General features: G+C 45.6%; 15 protein-coding genes. 6 read left to right on the top strand and 9 right to left on the bottom strand.

The features are described 5' to 3' along the window. Nucleotides 1-6: 6 nt before the first annotated feature. The 3 genes from hemL to V7R42_RS17145 form a co-directional block, all read right to left on the bottom strand. On the bottom strand, nt 7-1,287 hold the full coding sequence (gene hemL / locus V7R42_RS17155; RefSeq protein ID WP_014948008.1) for a glutamate-1-semialdehyde 2,1-aminomutase: 1,281 nt from the start codon (nt 1,285-1,287) through the stop codon (nt 7-9). Between the two features lie 4 nt (nt 1,288-1,291). Beyond that, entirely contained in the window at nt 1,292-2,305 is a 1,014-nt protein-coding gene (locus V7R42_RS17150) for an aspartate carbamoyltransferase (RefSeq protein ID WP_334021553.1), read from the bottom strand. A 164-nt stretch (nt 2,306-2,469) separates the two neighbouring features. Further along, entirely contained in the window at nt 2,470-3,123 is a 654-nt protein-coding gene (locus V7R42_RS17145) for a TetR/AcrR family transcriptional regulator (protein WP_334021551.1), read from the bottom strand. Nucleotides 3,124-3,246: 123 nt separating this feature from the next. Between V7R42_RS17145 and V7R42_RS17140 the strand changes: the two genes are divergently transcribed. The 3 genes from V7R42_RS17140 to V7R42_RS17130 all read left to right on the top strand — a co-directional run bounded on the left by V7R42_RS17140 (nt 3,247) and on the right by V7R42_RS17130 (nt 8,411). Further along, nucleotides 3,247-4,386, top strand: a complete 1,140-nt coding sequence (locus V7R42_RS17140) for an efflux RND transporter periplasmic adaptor subunit (protein ID WP_334021549.1) — start codon at nt 3,247-3,249, stop codon at nt 4,384-4,386. Beyond that, a complete protein-coding gene (locus tag V7R42_RS17135) occupies nt 4,386-7,532 on the top strand; it encodes an efflux RND transporter permease subunit (protein ID WP_334021546.1) in 3,147 nt (1,048 codons plus the stop codon). Before V7R42_RS17140 ends, V7R42_RS17135 begins: the two co-directional genes overlap by 1 nt. Nucleotides 7,533-7,697: 165 nt before the next feature. Continuing rightward, nucleotides 7,698-8,411: a DUF2982 domain-containing protein gene (locus V7R42_RS17130; RefSeq protein ID WP_334021543.1), complete on the top strand. Its 714-nt coding sequence runs from the start codon at nt 7,698-7,700 to the stop codon at nt 8,409-8,411. Nucleotides 8,412-8,426: 15 nt separating this feature from the next. Here V7R42_RS17130 and V7R42_RS17125 read toward each other — a convergent pair whose 3' ends face one another. Next, complete coding sequence (locus V7R42_RS17125; protein WP_334021541.1) at nt 8,427-11,555, bottom strand: hybrid sensor histidine kinase/response regulator; 3,129 nt, start codon at nt 11,553-11,555, stop codon at nt 8,427-8,429. A 325-nt stretch (nt 11,556-11,880) separates the two neighbouring features. Between V7R42_RS17125 and parC the strand changes: the two genes are divergently transcribed. From parC to V7R42_RS17110, 3 genes are all read left to right on the top strand, one after another. After that, complete coding sequence (gene parC / locus V7R42_RS17120) at nt 11,881-14,166, top strand: DNA topoisomerase IV subunit A (RefSeq protein WP_334021540.1); 2,286 nt, start codon at nt 11,881-11,883, stop codon at nt 14,164-14,166. Nucleotides 14,167-14,229: 63 nt separating this feature from the next. Then, nucleotides 14,230-14,766 (top strand): heme NO-binding domain-containing protein, encoded by a 537-nt coding sequence (locus V7R42_RS17115; protein ID WP_334021539.1) that lies wholly within the window; start codon nt 14,230-14,232, stop codon nt 14,764-14,766. 12 nt (nt 14,767-14,778) lie between these two features. Beyond that, a complete protein-coding gene (locus V7R42_RS17110) occupies nt 14,779-16,947 on the top strand; it encodes a putative bifunctional diguanylate cyclase/phosphodiesterase (protein WP_334021537.1) in 2,169 nt (722 codons plus the stop codon). 158 nt (nt 16,948-17,105) lie between these two features. Here the strand turns inward: V7R42_RS17110 and V7R42_RS17105 are convergent, their stop codons facing one another. The 5 genes from V7R42_RS17105 to V7R42_RS17085 all read right to left on the bottom strand — a co-directional run bounded on the left by V7R42_RS17105 (nt 17,106) and on the right by V7R42_RS17085 (nt 23,615). Further along, on the bottom strand, nt 17,106-17,912 hold the full coding sequence (locus V7R42_RS17105) for a DUF1338 domain-containing protein (protein ID WP_334021536.1): 807 nt from the start codon (nt 17,910-17,912) through the stop codon (nt 17,106-17,108). 116 nt (nt 17,913-18,028) lie between these two features. Next, nucleotides 18,029-19,498 carry a succinylglutamate-semialdehyde dehydrogenase gene (astD, locus tag V7R42_RS17100; RefSeq protein ID WP_334021535.1) on the bottom strand — a complete coding sequence of 490 codons (1,470 nt, stop codon included), beginning with the start codon at nt 19,496-19,498 and terminating at the stop codon, nt 18,029-18,031. A gap of 13 nt (nt 19,499-19,511) precedes the next feature. After that, complete coding sequence (gene astA, locus V7R42_RS17095) at nt 19,512-20,549, bottom strand: arginine N-succinyltransferase (RefSeq protein ID WP_334021532.1); 1,038 nt, start codon at nt 20,547-20,549, stop codon at nt 19,512-19,514. Nucleotides 20,550-20,569: 20 nt separating this feature from the next. Next, the gene (locus V7R42_RS17090; protein ID WP_334021531.1) at nt 20,570-21,778 is read right to left on the bottom strand and encodes an aspartate aminotransferase family protein; all 1,209 of its coding nucleotides are present in this window, start codon (nt 21,776-21,778) and stop codon (nt 20,570-20,572) included. A gap of 616 nt (nt 21,779-22,394) precedes the next feature. Beyond that, nucleotides 22,395-23,615 (bottom strand): HDOD domain-containing protein, encoded by a 1,221-nt coding sequence (locus V7R42_RS17085; RefSeq protein ID WP_334021530.1) that lies wholly within the window; start codon nt 23,613-23,615, stop codon nt 22,395-22,397. Nucleotides 23,616-23,731 lie beyond the last annotated feature (116 nt).

Genomic DNA, 23,731 nt, shown 5'->3' with positions numbered 1-23,731 from the left:
AGCGAATTAAAGCGTTGAGAACACTTTATCTGCTGCAGCAAGGGTTTGCTCAATGACTGCAGCGTCATGCGCTTTAGAAACAAAGCCCGCTTCATAAGATGCAGGTGCTAAGTAAACGCCTTGCTCTAGCATACCGTGATAGAATTTGTTGAATTGCTCGGTATTACAGTTAATTGCTTGCTTGTAGTTTGTGACTTTCTCTACGTCAGTAAAGAATATCCCAAACATACTGCCGGCAATATTAGTAGTTAGACTAATGTTGTGTTTGTCAGCAAGGGCTTGGAAGCCATCCACTAGCGTTTGCGTATTTTCGAAAATTGAATCGTAAAGTCCCGGCTGCTTTATTTGTGTTAAAGCAGCAAGACCTGCCGCCATTGCTACTGGGTTACCAGAAAGCGTGCCAGCCTGATAAATTGGCCCTGTTGGTGCGATATGCGTAATTATGTCACGACGGCCGCCAAAACAGCCCACTGGCATGCCGCCGCCAATCACTTTACCCAAGCAAGTAAGGTCTGGTTTGATGTTATAACGCTCTTGCGCCCCGCCGCGAGATACGCGGAAGCCGGTCATCACTTCATCAAAAATCAATACGCTGCCATATTGGTCACAAATAGCGCGAAGTCCTTCGAGAAAGCCTTCTACAGGCGGAATGCAGTTCATGTTGCCAGCGACCGGCTCAACAATAATGCACGCAATGTCATCACCATGGGCTTCGAAGATTTCTTTTACGCTGTCTAGGTTATTGTATTCAACGGTAAGCGTATGCTCAGCAACATTTGCTGGGACTCCTGGTGAACTTGGCACACCAAGGGTTAGTGCGCCTGAACCTGCTTTTACCAGCAAAGAGTCGGCGTGGCCGTGGTAGCAGCCTTCAAACTTTACGATTTTGTTTCGGCTAGTGTAGCCGCGAGCCAGGCGAATCGCTGACATGGTGGCTTCTGTGCCCGAATTCACCATTCGCACCATCTCCATGGATGGAACCAGCTCGCTAACCAGCTCGGCCATGATCACCTCTGCTTCAGTAGGTGCACCGAAAGACAGGCCGTTATATGACGCCTCAATAACCGCTTCGCGAATTTGGGCGTTATTGTGGCCTAGAACCATTGGGCCCCAAGACTGGATATAATCAATATATTGCTTGCCATCCGCATCCCACATGTATGCGCCATCAGCTTTTGTGATGAAGCGGGGTGTACCGCCTACCGCTTTAAAAGCGCGAACAGGTGAATTTACGCCACCAGGAATGGTTTTTTGGGCGCGGGTAAATAGGGCTTCAGATTTTTGCATGTAATTACTTACTCTTATTGCTGTACCAAACCACGTCACGCTCGTACTTGGTGAGAAGGTTTTCTACACCCAGAGTAAGCGCAAACAAAGCCATTCTAACAAGTACACCGTTGTCGGTTTGTCTAAAAATGGCAAGGTTTGGATTAAGGTTTAGATCGTTATCTAATTCGTTGGCTTCCATACGCGAATCTCGAGGAAGTGGATGCATGATAACGGTCTTCGACTGAAAATGTTTCGTGTAAATCGACTGATTAAGGCGGAACTTGCCACGGTATTTGTTGGCCTCATCCTGAGAAGGAAAGCGTTCTTCCTGAATGCGTGTTTGGTAGCAAATGTCCGCATCCATATTACCTTCAAGGGTATCGGTAATGGTAAGCTGATGCCCCGCATTTTCAATGGCGTCAATAATGGGCTGAGGCATGGCCAATTCTTTGGGCGAGATTAGCGTAAAACGAATATTCTTGAACAAGCATAACAAGCGAGATAAAGAGTGCACAGTTCGGCCATAGCGCAAATCACCAATCATGGCGATGTGCAACCCGTCAATGCCGTGGCCATTGTATTCAAGCTCTCGCTTAATCGTGAATAAGTCCAACAGGGCTTGTGTTGGGTGTTCGTTTGCACCATCACCACCGTTGATAACCGGTACACGACTACCTTCGGCAAATTCTGCCACTGAGCCCGCCGCAGGGTGTCGCATTGCAATAATATCAGAATAGCCGCTCAGCACGCGGGCAGTGTCGTACAATGACTCACCTTTAGCCAGTGCAGAGCTCGACATGCCGGTGGTTTCTCTAACTTCGCCACCTAACAGGTTGAATGCGGTACCAAAGCTAACTCGCGTACGGGTACTTGGTTCAAAGAAAAGGTTGCCGAGAATAGCACCGTCTAGCACGGTTGTGCGCTTTTGTCGTTTGGCATAGGGTTGCATGGAATTGGCAACTAAGAATACGTTCTCAATAGCCTCGCGATCGAATTGATTAACCGAAAGAATGTGGTTACCGGTAAAGTCAGACATGCGCTTCTCAATCATCAACGAAAACGGCGCTAGTTTATAATACCACTGGGGTTAAGTCATTAGCGCAACGTTAATCTTGCCTTACGTTTTTCTCAGTCTGGCGTTTTTATTGAAAAGGGCTTTTTACAAATCAAAGCGCAAGCTCGCGCGTGCGCAGATGTCGACTAATTGCGTCGTTGAGTATAGTGGGTAAAGAGTAAAAGGATCTTTTCCGCTGCGCTATTTACGTGGGCTGTGATGGCTTCGTCTTGAAGCGGAGGCTGTATTCCACACAGCATCATGGTGTGATACTCCCCCTTAAGCAGAGCGCAATAATCTACTGCCAGCTGTTGGGCGATATCACGGCTTAAGCTGCCTTCTCCGAACTTCTCTATGACATCGCTTAATGTAGAGAGGGACGCTTCTGGGCCAGCCTGATAAAAAAGTGTTGCTACATGAGGGCTATTTACTGCTTCAGCTATAATTACTCGAAAGATAGCAATGGCCTCAGGATCTTGTAGTAATCGCACAAACTGACAGCCCACTTTTTGTAAACATTCTAACAGCGAGAGTGAGTCTGAAGTGGAATTGATAAGTTGTTGCGTGTCGAGTTGGTATGATCTGCATTTCGATGAGATTGCCGCCTTAAAGAGTGCATCTTTTCCTTCGAAGTGAGAATAGACAGTTTGCTTAGACACACCCGAAGCTTTAGCCACAGTGTCCATAGATGTATTGGCAAACCCATCTTTTAAAAACAGGCAAGACGCGGCATGCAATATAAGGTGGTATTTCTCTTCGCTTTTGGGTCGGCCTTGTTTTCGAGTGGTAGCCACGTACATTCTCACTTTATTGACGAATATTTAAATATCAAACTGGACGGTCTAGTATTTATATACTAGCATAGCACAACAAGTGTGCAAATATAGCCCATAGCAAACGCTAAACTGGTTAAAGGAAATGTTATGACTGCTGCAACGATGCCTTCTAAAAGTGGCAAACTCTCACTTATTATCTCTATTGTCGTTTTTACTGCAGCGTTGGTCATTCTTTTGATGACAGCAGGTCTTGGCAATGCGACACAAACACCAGAGGCAAGAGTTCCCGTTGCAGTGTCCACTGGAACAGTCAAAATTCAATCGGGCTTTGAAACTCCAATCAATGTTTTTGGGCTAATCGAATCCCCGCGGGCCACTTCGCTTTCATTCGATATGGCAGGGCAAGTCAATACATTACTTGTTGAAGAGGGCGATGTAGTAAGCAAGGGAGATGTTCTAGCCCGTCAAGATATTCAGCGTCTCAATGCCAGAAAACGTGAGCTTCAAGCCTCACTTGAGCGTGCAAACGCCGACCTTGAACTTGCTAGAGTAAACAGCGAAAGAACCACGTCGTTGGTTGAGAAAAAGCTAGAATCAGCGCAGCGACTAGACGAAACCAAGGCAAGTCTCAATGTCGCTAAGGCACAAGTTAGTGAAATGCAGGCCGCCCTTGAATCACTGAATGTAGAAATAGAAAAAACCACCCTTATTTCTCCCTTCGATGGCGTAGTCAATCGACGCTTTTTTGATGAAGGCAGTGTAGTTAGCGCTGGAACCCCCGTGTTTGGAATTACGGGCATAGAGAATTATCAGGCACGTTTCGCGGTACCTGCCGATGTTGTGGATCAGTTTGACCTTAATGAGCCGGTGCTGGTTAGCGTCGGGGATATTGATGTGGCGGGTACTGTTTCGCAACGCTTACCTGTTCGCAACGTGCAAACGCGAACCATTGATATTTTAGTGACATTGAATAGTAATGAGCGGGTACGCCCCGGTGATATGGCTATTTTGTCTGGATTTCGCTCTCACTCTGAAACAGGAAGTTGGCTGCCGGTTAACGCGCTAAGCAACGGGTTACGCGGTTTGTGGCGCGTATTTGTTTTATCAAACGAGCAAAACGCCACTCTTGAAGCCCGTGTAGTGGAGGTTGTATATACCGACGGAAACAACGCGTTTGTGCGCGGAGCGCTTAAAGATGGAGAGGTTTACGTAAGCGAAGGTACACACAAACTCGCACCTGGCCAAATGGTATCAATCCCTAGTCAACATCAAGCTGGGGCACGCTAATGAAGTCCTTTAACTTCGGCTCAGATAAATCTTATCCATGGTATACCCTATTTTACCGACGAGGGCATTTACTCATACTGAGTCTTCTGGTGCTAGTCACAGCAGGGTTGTCAGCATTAGGCTCTCTGCCGCGTATTGAGGATCCGCGAATAGATACGCGAAACGCATTAATCATTACTCAATACCCAGGCGCGTCGGCGGAACGGGTAGAGGCACTGGTGAGTGATGTACTTGAAGACAGGCTTAGGGAAATATTTGAAATCAAGGAAGTGAAGTCCACGTCGCGTGCTGGCATCTCCATCATTCTCATAGAAACTCAGGATTGGATAAACAATTCAAGCAACGAACAACTATTCAGTGAAATTCGCGATGCCATTGGCGCTGCCGCTGAGTCATTCCCTGAAGGAGCCATGGCGCCAGTTTTCGACGAAAAGCGCGGCGCGACAGCGTTCACTTTATTGCTATCTGTGCGAGCGGACCACTTTGAAAATACCCCTATTACACTCACCGCCCGTTTGGCTCAAGAACTTACAGACAGGCTGCGAAACGTTAACGGCACTGAGCTAGTACGTGTATACGGCGCACCGCAGGAAGAAATTAGCGTCAATATCGACCCTATTAAGCTTGCTGCAACGGGTCTTACCTTACAGCAAGTAAGCAACTTAATAAGCCGCGCCGACCCCAAATTACCTGCGGGTATGCTTAACTCCCAGCAAAGTAATTTGCGCTTTACAGTGGGAGAGGGCTTAAATGGCGTGAACATGATTGCTTCAATTCCCTTAGTTAACGAGCAAGGCCGCTACTTACGGGTAGAAGACGTTGCGACAGTTGAACGCAGCTTCACTACCCCCCGCAGCGAAGTGGCGTTCTTAAACGGTGAAGAGTCCATATTTGTGGCAGCGCGTATGCAGCCCTCGCTGCGCTCTGATGTATGGACTGAAAATGCGCTAGCGGTGGTTGAGCAATTCAATAAAGATTTCAGCGGAACTTTGACCGCTACCGTCGCGTTTGAACAAAATGAATACACGGCAACCCGACTTGCTGACTTATCGATGAACCTGCTTATGGGGTGCGCCGTTGTCATGATGGTTATTCTACTTTTCATGGGGTTTCGTGCTGCGTGGATTGTGGGCCTGGCACTCCCATTATGCGCCGCCTTTGCGTTGTTCTCTTTAAGCTTTTACAACGAACAAATTCACCAAATGTCTATCTTTGGCATGATCATCGCCATTGGTTTACTTATCGATAATGCCATTGTTATTACCGATGAAATTCGCATTAATTTACAAGATCCTAATTTAACGCGAGTAGGTGCCATGGCTAAAAGTGTCTCACATCTATTCGTACCGCTACTGGCTTCGACGCTCACCACCATTTTAGGCTTTATGCCCATTTTTCTTTTAGACGGCAACATTGGTGACTTTGTTGGCCCGATTGCCATTAGCGTGGTGATGGCGCTTATTGGCTCGCTGTTTATTTCTCTTACTATCATTGCAGCCCTCGCCGCCCGATTTTTGCCAAAGCACGACAATAGTTCGCAGCATGAAATAGCATCGAAGGCGTGGTGGAAAGTGGGATTACAAGCGCCAGAGCTCAGTCTCGCTTTTAAAAAGCAATTGGGTAGATGGGTTAAACAGCCAATTTGGGTGTTACCGGTTATTGCTATCCTTTGTTTATCTGGTTTTGTATTGTCGGGCACCTTGGCAAATGTGTTTTTCCCAAGTGCAGATAGAGACCAGTTCGAAGTGTACCTGTGGACCAAAGAAGGGAGCAGCATCGACAACACAACGAGCTATGTTAAAAAAATAGATAGTGCTATTCGCAGTGAGCAAGGCGTGAAACAAGTTAGTTGGTTAGTCGGGGGCTCTGCGCCGTCAGTGTATTACAACCAGATGATGACCCGAGACAACATGCCTTATTTTGCCAATGCGGTAGTGTCGACACAGACGGTAGATGATGCCGTTGAATTAGTAGGCAAACTACAACAAGAGCTTGATAGCGCGTATCCAGAAGTACAAATTGTAGTGCGAGCCTTTGGGCAGGGGCCGCCTATTGCGGCGCCTGTTGAGGTAGAGATTTTCGGTCCCGATCTAAATGTATTGAATGATTTGGGTGACAAAGTACGCATGTTAATGTCTGAAGTCGACGGCATTTCGCAGTCAATTACTAGCGTTTCGATGGGTGAGCCAGAGCTCAAAATAAATGCTGACAGTGACAACTTGTCTTATTTAGGTATTACGCTCTCTGAGCTTGCCAACCAAATGCAAGTTAACTTTTCGGGTATTACCGGCGGTTCGGTATTGGAAAGCACGGAAGAAATCCCAGTGCGCGTAAGGCTAGATGAGGAATACAGGCAAAATGTGACGGGCGTAGACGCCATGCCAATACCTGTTGCAGGAGATAATGCTATTTCTTGGTCGCCGCTTGCAGCGGTAACAAACTTAACGCTGCAGCCTGCAACCAGCAGTATCACGCGTCTTGATGGCGAAAGACTTAATCGTATTCAGGCGTTTTTGCTTCCTGGCGTTCCGGCCATTGATGCAAGCAACCATTTGCGAGATCTGCTCGAAAGTCGATTAATTCTTCCCGAAGGATATCGTATTCATTTAGCTGGCGATGCTGATGAGCAGCAGCAAGCATTAGGTAAATTAGCGACCTATGCACCGGTGCTGCTGGTTCTTATGGTAACCACGCTCATTCTGACTTTTACCAGCTTGCGCATGGCGGGTGTAATCGGATTAGTGGCAATACTTTCTGTAGGGCTGGGAATGTTCAGTCTTTGGATATCTGGCTTGCCGGTTGGATTTAACCCGCTGCTAGGTTGTGCTGGCCTTATTGGCGTGGCAATCAACGGTTCGATAGTGGTCATTGCTGCTATTAATGCGAACCCCAAAGCAAAGCAGGGAGATACAAAAGCCATTGTTGAAGAAACGATGAGCTGTAGCCGCCATATTTTGTCGACTACGTTCACAACGGTAGGCGGATTGATTCCTTTGCTATTGTTCAGTGAAGGTAGCTTTTGGCCGCCATTGGCCGTGGTGCTGGCCGGTGGAGTAGGATTCTCCGTAATCTTGTCGTTAGTCTTTACACCAACTATAGTGGCGGCCTTTCAGCGATACCGTTATAGAAGTCACACATTGGCATAATTTTACGGTTAAACTATCCCTTTTTAACCCACGTATAAATTTGGATAATTTAGCGTATGCGAAAATCAAATCCTCTTTTGCGTTGGTGGCAAACTGACTGTGTGAAGTGCAAACGCACGAGACTTTATATCGTTTGGGCCGTAATTATGTTGGTGGTGTATTTTTATGTCTGGTACTAGTGTCGAACCAATTTATATTCGAGCAGCCTCGAAAAGTAACGGTCTAACCAGCTTGGTACTAGGCTGTATAGGCTTGTGTGTTGCGGGCCTATGGTTAGCATTTTTTCCTGACTGGCTGTTTTTAGCTGGGATTTTTATCACAAGTGCCGCGCTGGTGTGTTTGCTGGTAGGGTATTTTAAAATTCGTGAGCCTGACTACAGTTTGGAAATAGCCAAAGATTATATTACCTATCATCACCGTTTGGGCAGTTGGCGAATTCACTGGAATAATCTACTGCGCGCAGACTGTCCACGTGTTCGCCATGGGCTTGATCACATTCCCCTTGAAACCATCGGTTTCAAAATCAAAAGTTACACGGATTTTCTCAATACGATCTCACCACGGCTTGCTACGCATTTATTAATGGAGCAGCGACCATTGCTAATGCAGAACACAGATGAGAATTGCGCTTCTGGAAGCTGTTATGAGCAATCTATGTTTGACGATAAGCAGTACGTTATGGAAGACGGGACCATTATTAAAGGCATTAAAGCTATGCTGGCACATCGTATGGTAGAGCTAAGAAAGCGCCTTGGGTATGATATTTTTATCGCGAGCTCAGAGTTAGATAGGGATGCCAGCGAGTTCGCTAGGCTTATTGCACAGTGTCAACAGGCCAGGCAGTCTTCTGACGTTAGCGGAACCAGCGTGAGCGGTTAGGCTATCGTTCGTTACTTAGTCAGCGCTGTCTTTCATTTTACTTTCATTAAGTACTTTTTTGGCTTCTGCGATAAGGGCGGGTAAATTTTCTTCGACTAGCTTGTGCTGACCTAGCTTAAGAGCGCTTTCCGTTTCATAGGCTAAATGTTGTAAGCGTGGTAGACCCGTGTAGCAACACGCCCCGTGCAGTTTATGTACTTCGGTCTTAAGTTCATTGTAATCTTGGTCGTCCCACAGAGTCGAAAGCGTCTCGATAGTTTCAGGCAGCAACGCAACAAAGCCGTTTAACATTTCTCTTGCCGTTTCTTGATTTTGATTGGCTCGCTTAAGAGCTAACGGCCAATCAATCGACGGAAAGACAATTTCACTAGGCTCAATATTGTGGCACCAAGAATTAATAAGAGTAATGAGTAGCTCAATTTCGATAGGTTTTGGTAAGTAATCGTCCATACCAGATGCCAGAAGTCGTTCTTGCTCTTCTTTAAAAGCATGCGCGGTTACTGCCACTATAGGTGTGCCCATATTTAACGGCGATTTACGAATTTCACGGGTGGCCTGCAGTCCATCCATGCCCGGCATCTGCACGTCCATTAGAATTAAGTCAAACTCTTGAGTTTGACATTGGTTGACCGCATCTTGGCCATTAATAGTAGTGGTAAGTTCAATAGGAGAGTTATCGAGCCACGTGTGCAGAAGCTTGAGGTTCATTTCCATGTCATCGACAGCAAGAATCTTAACTTTTGGTAAACTACAGATTTTTTCTTGAATGGCATTTTTAACTGGCACTCTATGATGGTGTACCAAACTATCTAACTTAGTAAGTGTCATTGGCATGCGCGCTTGGGAATGGAAGTGTTGTGACAGGCTTGGGTATTGTGAAAAAGGTTCAGGACCGGAATACCAAAGTATGCGCTTTTGTGCAGCGAATTGTACGAAACGGCTTAAATAGGTATCCCTTAACCCTATCTTACTTACTGGCACGGTTGCCATAAAGAAATCATAATTGCCTTTAAGTGATGTCAAGTAAGCTAGTGACTCAACAGAAGTCACCTGCGCCCCCAGTGTAGACAACATGTTTGCGCTGGAGCGACGAGTTGCAGGCACAGGGTCGAAAATAACCACGTTCTTACCTTTCCAGTCGTCACTACTGGTAAGTGCATATTTCTGACTTAATTGGTTCATGCGAAGTGAAACGTTGAACGTAGACCCTTGGCCCAATACGCTCTTTAGCGTTAGATCACCATTCATTAAGCGAACCAGTTCTCGGCTGATAACGAGCCCCAACCCTGTACCTTGGTAACTACGATTAAGGGCATCGTCTACTTGAGAAAAGGCGTTAAATAGCTTTTTTCTATCCTGACGGCTTATCCCTATGCCTGTGTCTTCAACGGTGATATTAACTTCGTGAATGCCGTGAGGAAGCGTGCGCCCGCTTGCCGAAAGTGTAATAGTTCCGCTGGATGTGAATTTAAGTGCATTACTTAATAGGTTATTGAGCACCTGCTTAATACGAAACACATCGCCGATTATTTTCTCAGGGAGCGGGTGCAAATCAAATACAAATTCAATGCGTTTACTGTGAGAAGATTTCGCCATGATAGTGACCATTTCTTCGAGTAGCTTATTGGGCGAAAAAGGCTGATTGTTGATTTGCAGTTTACCTGCTTCAATTTTAGAAAAATCGAGAATGTCGTTTACGATTGTCAGCAGATTATCGGCTGCAGTGTTCACAATTCGGACCTGCTCTTGCTGGTCAGTGGGTAGCGGTGCATTGTTTAGCTCTTTACTAAACCCTAAGATAGCGTTGAGTGGCGTGCGAATTTCATGGCTCATGTTGGCCAGAAATTGAGATTTAACATTACTGGCTTTGATCGCATCTTTACGGGCTATATCTAAGCGGGCATTCTGCTCTTCAATAAGCTCCATGTTATTGCGTAAGTCATTAGTGGCCTGCTCAACTTCACTCTCTAATTGGCCTCTGCTCTTCTCCATTAAGGCAAATGAAAAAAGGCCCGCTTCAAGAAAAACGCCTACCTGGAAACAATATGTGGTGAAGTCGTTGGAAGGTAAAATACCGATGAGGCTTAGCATGCCTATAATCGCACCGGTGGCGAGCATGCTCCATGCAAAAATGAAGTAGCGCGCTGGCTTAAACTTATTGAAAAATGCTTCGAATCCAGCGTATATATAACTCAATATCGCCACAAGGCCAACGCCGTATACTAGGTTATTCTTCCAAATCGAGGGCAACAGGTCGACAAAGCACATCAGCCCTGTTAATGCTTGGCAAACCAACAGTAAGTTAATAACTGGATGTGCCATAGGGGAGTGCTTTTCGGTTTCTAAAAACGTCTTGGTAAAGAAGCCTGAGCTCATACCAATTATGACAAATATGAGCTCGGAATGCCCAACGAGCCAAGAAGGAAGCCCCTGACTAAACAGCAAGTGTGTATGTCCGCCCCACACAAACTGCCACAAAATAACTGCAGCGATATAGCCAACATAGGCAATCAGGCTTTTTTCCCGTACACCTATAAACAGTGCTAGGTTATAAATTGCGAGAATAAGCAATCCACCGTAGAAAAAGCCCCAGAGCAAGCTGTCCATTTGAAAGTAGCTGCTATGTAGCGGCTCTGCCTGAATTCGAAGTGGTGCAATCAAGCTAGACGAGCGACTTTCAACGCGTATATAAAGGTCGACAGGGTCGCTATTAGGCAACTCGACACGGAAGGTAGGAACGCGAAAACGCTGTTCTTTTTGTGCTTTTCCCTGATGGCTTTGCTTTATAACTCTGCCGTTTTGTACCAAATAGAAATCAGCACTGTCGAGTTGGCTGAAATTTATTGAAAATACCCAGTGTTTTTCATTAGAAACATTGGCGACAGAAGTCAGTAGCCACATGCCATTATTACGAAATCCAAAGTTAGGATTGTCATGGGGATGCATAAGGAAGTCATTACGCCTTCGGGATACATCGCTAATGGTAAGCTGATAATCGGTTTCAAATAGAAAATACAAAGAGCCTGATAAATCTAGCGTATTTTCTTCATCGAAGAGCTGCTCGATATGCTGCGCGTTGGCATTTGAAGACAGATAACTACTTACAACAAGGAATAGAAAAAAGAATACGCGAAAAATGGCCATGATTGTCTGTACTTAGTTATCGTTTATTTAAGGCTTTGTTATTTCTTAATTTACTCTTAAGGATGAAATTAGAGCGGAGAATTTCGCCTAATGCTATTTAACCACTCTCTTCGAAGAATAACAAAACAAACCCTTAATCTGAGTAGCGAGTCAATGCCAAAAGTCGCGACAATTGGTTTCAAGGATTGCACACAAATGCGGTTTACCCCACAATAGCCTTTAACGCTCGCGAGCTTTCACTATGTGGTGCGCTATAAACTACCCACAAATGACGGCCTTCCAAGCACGAGCGCATTGGTATTAATAACAAAACGAAAAAACTATCATGAGTGACGAGATCATCATTAATCGCGATGGGGTAGAGCAACTTCCTCTTCGACGTTTCACCGAAGACGCTTATCTAAACTATTCCATGTACGTCATCATGGACCGTGCACTTCCACATATTTCCGATGGTTTGAAGCCTGTTCAGCGACGCATTATTTATGCGATGTCAGACTTGGGCTTGAGTGCAAACGCTAAATATAAAAAATCGGCAAGAACCGTAGGTGATGTACTAGGTAAGTTTCATCCTCACGGCGACTCCGCGTGTTATGAAGCAATGGTGCTGATGGCTCAGCCTTTCTCTTATCGCTACCCCTTGGTAGATGGGCAAGGAAACTGGGGGGCGCCGGATGATCCGAAATCGTTTGCTGCCATGCGTTATACCGAGGCTAAGCTCTCGCGTTTCTCTGAGGTGCTACTAAATGAACTTGGTCAAGGTACAGTAGATTGGGTGCCTAATTTCGACGGTACGCTGAACGAGCCAAGTGTGCTTCCAGCTCGCTTGCCACATATTCTACTTAACGGTGTGACAGGGATTGCAGTTGGTATGGCGACCGATATTCCCCCTCACAACGTAAGAGAGTTGGCCAACGCGTGCGCCATGTTGCTAGACAACAGCAAAGCCGAGCTTAGCGATGTGCTAGCGCACGTTAATGGACCTGACTATCCCACTGAAGCAGAAATTATTACGCCCAAAGCTGATATTCATAAACTGTACGAAACAGGGCGGGGCTCAATAAAAATGCGTGCAGTGTATACAGAAGAGAATGGTGATGTTGTCATTACCGCTCTACCACATCAAGCATCTGGCGCCAAGATTCTAGAGCAAATTGCAGCGCAAATGCAGGCGAAGAAGTTACCTATGGTAAGCGATCTTCGTGACGAATCAGACCATGAAAATCCAACCCGTTTGGTGATTACGCCTCGCTCAAATCGCATTGATGTCACGCAATTAATGCAGCATTTATTTGCGACTACTGATTTAGAGAAAAACTACCGAGTTAACTTGAACATGATTGGTCTGGACGGCCGCCCTCAGGTGAAGGACTTACGTACGATTTTGTCTGAATGGTTGCAGTACCGAAAAGATACCGTAACGCGCCGCTTGCAGTACCGCTTGGATAAAGTATTAGCGCGCCTACATATTTTAGAAGGTTTGTTAATTGCATTTTTGAATATCGATGAAGTTATCGACATTATTCGTACGTACGACAAACCAAAGCCAGAGTTAATGGCGCGATTCGGTCTAAGTGACACACAAGCTGAAGCTATTTTAGAGTTGAAGCTTCGTCACTTAGCCAAGTTAGAAGAAATGAAAATTAAGGGCGAGCAAGATGAGCTGGCAGAAGAGCGTGACAAGCTTCAGCAGCTACTAGGCTCAGACCGTCGTCTTAAAACGCTAATTAAGAAAGAAATTCTTGCTGACGCTGAAAAGTACGGTGACGACAGACGTTCACCGATTATTGAGCGTGGTGAAGCTAAAGCACTGTCAGAAAAAGAGCTGGTACCTGCTGAGTCTGTGACCGTTGTACTTTCAGAAAAAGGCTGGGCACGCTGTGCAAAAGGTCACGATATTGATGCTGAAGGTTTAAGCTACAAAGCAGGCGATGCCTACTTATCTAGCGCCGAAGGCAAAAGTAATCAACCAGCCGTATTTATGGATAGTTCGGGCCGAACTTTCTCTTGTGACGCTCACGCTTTACCGTCTGCCCGAAGTCAGGGCGAACCGCTTACTGGACGTTTCAGTATTGTGGGTGGCGAGTCGTTTCAGCATGTCATCATGGCTCATGACGAAAGCAAATTCCTGGTAGGCTCTGATGCAGGCTACGGTTTTGTGGGCATGTTTAACGATATGGTGAGTAAGAATAAGGCGGGCAAGGCTTATTTATCATTGCCTACTGGAGCGAAAGTAATGAAACCCATGCCGGTCACGAACCCAGACTCCGATTGGTGCCTAAGCATTTCCAATGAAGGTCGTATGCTCATGTTCCCGCTACGCGATTTGCCAAGTTTAGGAAAAGGAAAGGGCAACAAGCTAATCAATATTCCCTCTGCAAAGTCACAGTCTCGTGAAGAATACGTGAAGGTACTTGCTGTTGTGCCTGATGGTGCATCTATTAAAGTGGGAGCCGGTAAACGAAATATGACACTGACGGCTGAAGATCTTACGCACTATCAGGGTGAAAGAGGACGAAGAGGGAATAAATTACCGCGCGGATTGCAGCGGGTTGATACCGTTGAAGTTGTTTTATCTAGCAAAGGCGAAACATCCGAAGATTTGTCATAAAGTTTAAGTTGTTCTTGTGCTTGGGTGAACTACAATCAATAAAGGATTAAATGAGGAAGTTGCATGCTAGGCATAGTTTTTACATCGTTAATCGATATGCTCGAGGAAAAGGTTTCACCGGAGTTCGCCGACGATGTCATCATGGAAGCTGAGTTAGAAAATGACGGTGCTTATACCGCAGTGGGTTATTACCCGTATGAGGAGATGCAGCGCCTGTTAGCTGTGCTGGTGGAGAAAACGGGTAAATCGGCTAACGAGCTACTCTACGATTTTGGTTTCTATTTATTTGGTAGGTTAGGTGCAGTGCACGGTGATGTACTAGCCAATACAGAAGGCATGCTGGATATGCTGGAGCACTTGGACGGCGACATTCATGTTCAAGTTAAGAAGCTATACCCTGACGCCGACCTACCCCGATTCAAGGTGATATCTCGCACCGATAATACCATGCGGTTACAATATTATTCTGAGAGAGAATTATATCCTCTAGCAGAAGGTTTGATGGACGCAGCCGCAGCTCACTATAACTGCACCCTTGAAAGAGAAACTCATCAACTAGAAACGCCTCATACCTACGAATTTAGTATATCTCTCGTTTAGCGGAGGCAAGTTATGTCAGGTGGAACAACGCATAGCACGCCCTCTGAAAATAGTCGTGCTGCGATACTTGAAAGGCGCTTGAGGCGAGAGCGAAATGCTAGAGAGCAAGCAGAAACGTTACTAAGTGAAAAAACGCAAAGCCTGTACGTAGCATTACAGCAAAGCCAACGTGTTCAGAAGAATCTAGAGCTTGCTCTATGGGCCTCCCAAGAATCGTTTTGGAGCTGGGAGGCCGCTACTGATGTAATGGAGATACGCTCTTTCTCACTAAATTCAGAGCACGCATCTACATGGTCTGGAACACTCATCTTATTATTGCAACGAGTACATGAAGACGATTTAGACGGCCTACAGTTTCACTGGAGTATGGCACTGCATGGGAATCGAGACAGAATAGAGTTTTCGTTTCGTCTAAAGCTCGACAGCGATTTTCAGTGGGTGAGGTTGCGTGGGAGAGTGCTAAAGCGAGGGAGTTCGGGTGAAGCGCTTCATATCGTCGGCACCACAAAAGACATTACCCAACAACGAAAAGCTGAACAATCATTTCACTTGATGGCATCTGCTTTTGCGAGCTCACGGGAACCCATGTTGGTGCTCTCGCCTGACCTTATTATCACGGAATGTAACGATGCTTATATTCGACTAATCGCTGCGCCTGTAAAAGAGCAATGTATTGGACTGGATTTCAATCAAATATTCATTGCTGACAAAGTTGATAAAGTGCAATTGGCGCTTAAAAAACAAGTGCGCTTTGAATCCAAAGTGAAGGCGCAAAACGGCGAAGTTAAAGCGGTCGATCTTTCGGTGGCACTGTTTGAGACCCACCAATATACGTCGTCTTATTTGATTGCTACTATGCGCGATATCAGCGATAGGAAGCGCAACGAGGCCAAGCTGCGTCAATTGGCATTACACGACGAGCTCACAGGCCTTTCTAATCGCAGTTATCTACGTGAGTCTATATCTGACTTAGTTCAGCAGGAACAGTGCTTTATTTTGGTCTTTATTGACCTAGACGGCTTCAAAGCGATTAATGATAACGCAGGGCATGAAAGAGGGGATGTTGAGCTTCAACGTGTCGGAGCACTTCTTACCGGTATGTTTGGCCCCATTGGCGAAGTCGGCAGGTGGGGTGGTGATGAATTTATAGCGGTTTTACCTAATCAAGATATAAAGGAGATTGCCGAACGCTGTACGCGGCTCATCAGCCAAATAGAGGAAGAAGTTATCGCGGTAAAGACGACTGAACTTAGGCTGTCTGCCAGTATTGGTATTGCTGAATTTCCAGAGCATAGCGATAGCCTTGAAAGTTTGGTGCAATGTGCCGACGCCGCAATGTACCAAGCAAAAGAACTTGGTAAAGGGCAAGCATTTATTTATGAGCCAGGGCTGTACGAAAGTATGACCCAGCAGGTTAGTATGGTGAATGACTTGCGAAGAACGGTAGAAAACCATCTACTCGATTTTTATATTCAGGGCAAGTACGACTTACATAGCAAGTTGAAAGGCGGTGAAGTGTTGTGTCGCTGGATTTCCGGATTGCACGGTGTTGTATCTCCCGCTGTTTTTATTCCCATGGCAGAAGAGCAAAAGTTAGATAGCACCATCGGCTTACAAGCGCTGGAAGCAGCCTGTGATTATATTTCTATAATGGAGTCACAGCAGGGAGAGGCAATTCCTTTGTCAGTAAATATAAGTGCTGCTCAAATGCTCGATCCTGCATTTCCCGAACAGGCGGTGTCTATTTGTAGGGATAACCACGTATCCCCTGAATTTATCGAACTAGAGCTAACCGAGTCTGTTTTTATTCGCGATGAAAAATCAGCACTTAGAGCGTTAAATACGTTAAGGGAGCGCGGGTTTAGACTGTCTCTTGATGATTTTGGTACTGGCTTTTCATCCTTAAGCTACTTGCGAAGCTTTCAGTTTGAAGTGGTAAAAGTAGATAAAAGCTTAATTCAAGGTATTCATCAAGATAGCAAAGCAAACGCGCTTTTTAATGGCCTGATAGCCATGTTAAAGAGTTTGCAAATAGATGTAGTGGCCGAAGGCGTTGAATTAGAGTCCTATCTACCCTTCATGGAGCAGGCTGATATTCAGCTAATGCAGGGGTTTTACTTCGATAAGCCCATGCCTTACGACCAGTTTTTAGCAAGGCATACCTCTGAGCCCGACCGTTAGCGAAAGTTTGGGCGCTATTAGCTCGGTAATTATCTATGCGGACTGGTAAAAAGCGTCTCTAGCATTTTTGATGGGCATTATCGCCGCGCCACAACCCAGCGTTTTACACTAAAACGAAAAAAGCCCGTATGGGCTTTTTTTGAAACTAAACGCCAAGGTTATTTTGCATTAGTACTTTCAAAAATTTTATCTGCCGATGCAGCGACAAAGCCTTTATAAAGCTTGCCGTCAGGCATTTCATAGCGCTGTGCGAACTCGTAGAAGCAGCTTGGAATTGCAACAGTTTCGTCGCTAAACGCTACGTCAGCACGGTCAGCCATGGTTGACGATTGGGCTAAAAATACGTCTGGACCACCTTTAATTTCGCCGCCTGAGGTGTTTAGCACAAAGCCTGCTTCTTTAAGCAATGTGTTTACGTCGGTAAGCTCGTCAGTACGGGTTAAGTGGTTAACACTTACCGTAAAGTGGTTAGCACGGAAGCCCCATGCCGCCATCCACGCCGCGTATTCTGATTCGTTGAGCAGTGTGTCGTATTCTGCTTTAGTGACGTCCCAATGCTTACCCGAGTACAAGAAGTTATCTGCATCCACTACAGTCTCAGGCATTTGATCAACCATCTTTTTGATAATAGCTTGAGCAGTTTCAGAAAGCTCGTTTACACGAAGCTCGCTAATAAATACTTTTGGTTTAGTATCGTCAGGGTGCTCAAAATGCTTTGCAGTCAGCTTTTTCGCTTCAAAGTCATAGTCGCCTTTAGCTTCATAGCCCAATGCTAAGAAGTGTGCAGCAAGCTTGTCTAAGCGGGTTTTATCAAGCGCAAAAGTTCGAAAAGCTACATGGTCGTTAACGATGTCGTTCGTGTTTTCTTCACCCGCTAACAGAGCATGAATTTTATGTGCAGAGGGAGTGATGGTAACGTAATCGTCCCACATGTTGCTAAACAACGTATCGATGTTGCTATGCATGGTAGTAGGGTCCTTTGTGTCGTTGACTATTTTGAAAGAATAGTTCGTATAGGGTTGGTTCTAAACTGGCCGACACAAACCTCGCATCGGCCTTTTTATAACGTGAAAAACTCAAGTTACATCGACAAACCAGGGCTTAATTTACCTGGCATGGTAACTTTATCAAGTTCAACTGATGCAACTGGGTATGCACAGTAGTCGGCTGCATAAAACGCGCTTGCTCTGTGGTTACCACTGTCGCCCACGCCACCAAATGGCGCAGCGCTGCTTGCACCCGTAATCGGTCTATTCCAGTTTACGATGCCTGCGCGAATACGCGCGAAGAAGTAGCGATAATCTTCTTCGTTGTCACCCAGAAGACCTGCTGATAAGCCAAAGCTGGTGTTATTCGCTTCTGCGATAGCTGCGTCAAAATCGCTGTAACGAATCACTTTAAGTAGTGGTCCGAAATGCTCTTCGTCGGGCAATGAAGCGAGCATGTCAGTAACATCGATAATACCTGGTGTTGCGAAACCTTTGTTTTCGTCTTTTTGTTCAAGGCGAACCAGTACTTTACCACCAAGGTTTTCAAGCTCTTGCTGCGCTTTCACCATAAGAGAAGCTGCATTGCTTGATATCATTGCGCCCATAAATGGTTGATCTTCAGCGTCATAATCACCCACCTTAATATTTTTGGTCACTTCGATTAAGCGAGCAAGGATTGCATCACCCTGTGCATTGGCTGGTAAGAATAGGCGGCGTGCACACGTACAGCGCTGACCGGACGTAATGAAAGCAGATTGAACGATGTCATGTACGGCAGCATCAACATCAGCCACATCTTTAACAATGAGTGGGTTGTTACCACCCATTTCAAGAGCCAAGATTTTACCTGGGTGACCTGCGAACTGCTCGTGCAGGATTTTTCCTGTGCGTGAGCTACCCGTAAAGAAAAGACCATCGATGTCGTTATGCGACGCCAATGCCTTACCAGTTTCAACTTCACCCTGTACTAGATTGAGTACACCAGCTGGCAGGCCAGCAGCATCCCACAGTTTCACCATTTCTTGTGCAACCATAGGCGTCAAATCGCTTGGTTTAAACACAACCGTGTTTCCTGCAATAAGGGCTGGAACAATGTGTCCGTTTGGCAGGTGGCCAGGGAAATTGTACGGGCCAAATACGGCAACAACGCCGTGAGGCTTGTGACGAATGAAGGCTTTACCTACAGGCATTGGGTTTTCAACGTTGCCCGTGCGCTCAAAATAGGCTTTTTCGGAAATACCAATTTTGCCCATCATGGCGCCAACTTCAGTGGCGGTTTCCCACTCTGGTTTGCCTGTTTCTTTGGCCATCACCTTAGCAAGATGCGCTTTAGCTTCTTCTAGCTTAGTGCCATAAACCTTTATAATTTCAAGACGCTCTTCAACGGTTTTCATGCTCCACGCTGGAAGTGCAGCACGAGCGGCGTTAATTGCGTCATCAATTTGAGAGGCTGTCGCAGACTTACCTTCCCAAATCACTTCGTTTTTTGCAGGGTCAACTGACGTTAAGTCATGACCTTGTCCGGCAACCCATTCACCGTTGATAAAATGTGTATGTAGCATAGTGGGTGTCCTTTTAATCTCTGAATGTAACGGGAGCGAAGCGTACGTGCTCTCCCTCTTTGACATTCAATGCAGCAGCGGCTTGGCGAGATAGTACGGCAACTTGCTTTTCTTCGCTTACCGTCATCTCGGTGGCAACTGCACGAAAATCAGATACTGATGTATTAATGATGTAATGCGTTTGGCCTTGGGCAGCAGCGCTATCGTCAATCACTACAGGCAGTTTTAAACTCGACTGAGCCGTGCGGATGTGGCTCAAATTCGCCTCTACCGTCGGGCCAGCGTCGAATATGTCTACGTAGCCGCGGCAAGAAAAGCCTTCTTCTTCAAGAAGTTGAAGTGCAGGACGAGTTTTTTCATGTACTTCGCCAATAACCTCTTGCGCTTCTTTGCTAAGCAGATTTACGTATATCGGGTACTTTGGCATAAGTTCAGCAATGAATACTTTGTTACCAATGCCGGTTAAGTAGTCGGCAGTAGGAAAATCCATCGAGAAGAAATGGGTTTCCAACCACTCCCAAAACGGTGAACGCCCTTCTTCGTCACTTACACCGCGCATTTCAGCAATAACAGTCTCAGAGAAACGTTCTCGGTGCTCCATCATGAACAAGAATCGAACCTTTGAAAGGAAGCGGCCGTTTATACCGCCACGGGCTTGTTCGCGAAGAAACAGGGTACATATCTCAGTAACGCCGGTGTAGTCATTACAAAACGTTAGAATGTCCACTGTATTGTGAATGTTCAGCTCGCGCGAAGCGTGCACGACTTTGCTTAGGTGGTAATGATAGAACGCATCGTCTATACCGACAGCCGCTTCAATACCTGTTGTTCCGACTACCTGCCCGGTAGTGGTATCTTCCATTACAAACAAGTATGACTCATCGCCAGGTTCGGTTACGTTTGGTTTGTTAAACGCAATTTCTGCACGATCAATTTTACGCTGTAGCAACTCGTCGTTGACAGGTAAAGACGTAAAGCCAATACCTGATTCAACGGCGATTTCTTTAAGCGCGTTATAGTCGGCCTTCGTGATAGGGCGAATGATATTCATGTTCGCTACTCGTGTTGTAATTATTCGGCGTTTACAACGGCAGCAACGGCGCGTTCAAAACGTGCAAGACCTTCTTTAATGTCTTCATCAGGAATAACCAGTGAAGGTGCAAAACGAATAACGTTCATGCCAGCAACAAGACACATAAGGTTCTCTTTAGTTGCAGCCATCATGAAGTCACGCGCACGGCCCTGATACTTTTCATTTAACGCACAACCTAACAGCATGCCTTGACCACGTACTTCTTCAAATACGTTGTACTTTTCATTAATAGCACCTAGAAGTTCACGGAAAAGGGCTTCTTTCTTAAGTACACCTTCAAGCACTTCTGGCTGGTTCACGATATCTAACGCTTTTTCCGCAACAGCACAGGCCAGTGGGTTACCACCGTAAGTACTACCGTGGGTACCTGGTTTAAGGTGTGCAGCGATTTCTGCTGTGGTAAGCATGGCTCCAATTGGGAAGCCGCCACCAAGCGATTTAGCAGTTGTTAGGATATCAGGTGTTACGCCAAGACCCATGTAGGCATAAAGGTGACCAGTACGACCAACACCTGACTGAACTTCGTCAAAAATAAGTAATGCGTTGTGCTTGTCACAAAGTTCGCGAACGCCTTTTACGAAATCAACGTCAGGTGGAATAATTCCGCCTTCACCCTGAAGCGGTTCCATCATTACCGCGCAGGTTTTGTCAGAAATGAGTGCTTCAAAGGCCGCTAAATCGTTGTAGTCACAGTGATCAACTGCGCCAGGCTTAGGACCAAAACCATCAGAGTAAGCCGCTTGACCACCTACTGTAACAGTAAAGAAGGTACGGCCGTGGAAACCTTTGTTGAAGGCAATGATTTGGCTTTTATCTTCACCGTGGCTATCAAGAGCCCAGCGACGGGCTAGCTTCAATGCTGCTTCGTTCGCTTCTGCGCCTGAGTTTGCGAAGTAAACTCTATCTGAAAACGTTGCGTCATTTAGCTTTTTAGCTAAACGAAGGGCTGGCTCGTTAGTGAACACGTTGCTTAAGTGCCAAAGCTTGCTGCCTTGTTCATTAAGGGCTTTCACTAGCTCTGGATGACAGTGACCTAAAACGTTTACTGCAATACCGCCTGCAAAGTCGATGTACTCAGCTCCATCTTGATCCCATACGCGTGAACCTTCACCTCGAACAGGTACCATACCTGCTGGGTTATAGTTAGGAACCATTACATCATCAAATGTAGCGCGAGTTACGTTCATCTTTGTTACCTCTGCGTTGGGCGCCTATCACACTGTGTGAATTTGCTTGTCGAATCGATGAGCACATTTTAGTACTACTTTGGTCGATAAGCGTTAATTGGGCGCATAAAAACTAATCGTATTTGTTCTACAGTATGCCATTTTTTTTAACATTTGTCTTCTGTGTAAAGGGCTGTAGCCCTTTATTTATAAGGACTGTGGCTTAATTTGCAGGAAAAGTGAATAACTATTAACTACTGGACTATATCAATAAGTAATAATCATTTCTTACGCTGAGAAGAAGGCTGTGTGGTGATTTTATCTCACATCGTATTAGTAAGAACGCGTAAATGAATGTGGGTGTTTCACCTTTTCAGTGTACTGATAGACATACAAGGCGTCGATCAATCAGCAATATCTAACAGAGGAATATACTCAATGTGATATAGGTGCATAACGAGTGCATGAATATCCACAAAATTTTTTAAATCTTGTCGGAGTAAATTGTATGAAATTCAGTCCAAATGATCCTTTTACAGTCCTATTTAGCACTGTGAAAAAACGTCATGTTTATTTTTTCGGATCATTAGGTATTGCCCTTTGAGACCTTTAACATGTTAAAAAACGCCTCAAGGGTTTAGTGATTTTCTTCGTTTTTCACCAAAAGCAGAGTGAATATATCAATCTCTTTAAGCTTTTCGAGTGCACCAGCAGGGTAGTTTTGCTCAGTTAACAGAGGCTTTACTTCCTTCATTTCAACCAGCTTTAATTGATGCAACATCCGAATTTGCGTGTACGCTCGGGCTTGATGAAGCACTTTGCTTAGCGTTTTTGACTGTGACGGTATGTTATCAGCACACGCTCGCATGGGTTCTGCCACCGATAAACGTGTTAAACGCATCCACTCCATAATGTCCGCACTAATTGCATCGGCAAATTCCTGCTGTAGGGCAATAAGGTGGTTAGCTGACGGAGCCACTCTAAGAAGGGCTTCATATCGCTTTTGTTCTTTGTCTTTTTGGCATTCTTGCAGCAAGTGTAGCTGAATTTTATCAAACAATTTGAAGTACAGTCTTGTAACTACGCACCGCCCTAAATTACTTAGCATAGCAAGGGTATAAGCTTGGTTTTTGTTTAAATCCGTGAGCGTAGCAAGGCGTTTCGCCGTTATAGCAACGCCAGTCACATAAGACGTTAGCTTTTGTTTAATCAACGGGTAAGGATCGGTAATTTGTGGCATGGCGCGCTTTATTATGAGCGACGGTATTAATGTGCGTAAATTCTCAATACCTAAAAAGCTCAATGCCGAGCGCAGCGATTCTACCACAATGATACGTCCACGGGAGTCTTTTCGCCTAAATCTGGGCGTATTTACAACGGCTATCAGTTCTTCATAAAGCCATGGCATGGTCGCGGCAATTGGCTCTAATTTTGAAACAGAGCAGGCTTTAACAGAGAGCGCGTCAAGAAGTTCACCCACATTTTCAGGTAAGTTAAGCACATGTTGAACGAGTTCGCCGGTGTAGCGCAGCTGCTCTGTTAATTCACCAAGTAGGATCTCGTGAAGATAGTGGTTAACTGATTCAATATACGAAGCTTCGGTTTTCTCTTGAAGACGCTTGTTTTCAATAGCCACTTTTTCAACATGAAGGAGCCTCCTACGGGCATGGCCTTGTTCTGATTGCTCGAAGCTTACTACTCCCACCTTGCCTCGTCCTAGCATTTTGAGTACTCGCTCGGGTGAAATGAGCATATTTTCAAAACGATCATCTATAGTGGGCGGTGTGATTGCCCCCATTGTCATATTGAAAGTACTCTTGGTCATAACTTTCTGGTGAACGGCGATATTATCGTACATCAAGGGCCTTTATTACTTTCGCTAAAGAAATGAACAAATTAGTAGCTACGGCTTGAAAGGAGCTTTATTACCCTGCGATGATTGATATTGTGCACGCGACTTTCCACCTAATGCTT

The sequence above is a fragment of the Alteromonas sp. S015 genome, from assembly GCF_036864485.1.
Classification (GTDB): domain Bacteria; phylum Pseudomonadota; class Gammaproteobacteria; order Enterobacterales; family Alteromonadaceae; genus Alteromonas.
This window is presented reverse-complemented; position numbering and strand designations above follow the sequence as displayed.

Coding starts and splice junctions, on each gene's coding strand:
- astA (WP_334021532.1), bottom strand. CDS start 20,549: ATGAATATCATTCGCCCTATCACGAAGGCCGACTATAACGCGCTTAAA.
- V7R42_RS17130 (WP_334021543.1), top strand. CDS start 7,698: ATGTCTGGTACTAGTGTCGAACCAATTTATATTCGAGCAGCCTCGAAA.
- parC (WP_334021540.1), top strand. CDS start 11,881: ATGAGTGACGAGATCATCATTAATCGCGATGGGGTAGAGCAACTTCCT.
- hemL (WP_014948008.1), bottom strand. CDS start 1,287: ATGCAAAAATCTGAAGCCCTATTTACCCGCGCCCAAAAAACCATTCCT.
- V7R42_RS17150 (WP_334021553.1), bottom strand. CDS start 2,305: ATGTCTGACTTTACCGGTAACCACATTCTTTCGGTTAATCAATTCGAT.
- V7R42_RS17085 (WP_334021530.1), bottom strand. CDS start 23,615: ATGTACGATAATATCGCCGTTCACCAGAAAGTTATGACCAAGAGTACT.
- V7R42_RS17135 (WP_334021546.1), top strand. CDS start 4,386: ATGAAGTCCTTTAACTTCGGCTCAGATAAATCTTATCCATGGTATACC.
- V7R42_RS17140 (WP_334021549.1), top strand. CDS start 3,247: ATGACTGCTGCAACGATGCCTTCTAAAAGTGGCAAACTCTCACTTATT.
- astD (WP_334021535.1), bottom strand. CDS start 19,498: ATGCTACATACACATTTTATCAACGGTGAATGGGTTGCCGGACAAGGT.
- V7R42_RS17105 (WP_334021536.1), bottom strand. CDS start 17,912: ATGCATAGCAACATCGATACGTTGTTTAGCAACATGTGGGACGATTAC.
- V7R42_RS17145 (WP_334021551.1), bottom strand. CDS start 3,123: ATGTACGTGGCTACCACTCGAAAACAAGGCCGACCCAAAAGCGAAGAG.
- V7R42_RS17090 (WP_334021531.1), bottom strand. CDS start 21,778: ATGAACGTAACTCGCGCTACATTTGATGATGTAATGGTTCCTAACTAT.
- V7R42_RS17110 (WP_334021537.1), top strand. CDS start 14,779: ATGTCAGGTGGAACAACGCATAGCACGCCCTCTGAAAATAGTCGTGCT.
- V7R42_RS17115 (WP_334021539.1), top strand. CDS start 14,230: ATGCTAGGCATAGTTTTTACATCGTTAATCGATATGCTCGAGGAAAAG.
- V7R42_RS17125 (WP_334021541.1), bottom strand. CDS start 11,555: ATGGCCATTTTTCGCGTATTCTTTTTTCTATTCCTTGTTGTAAGTAGT.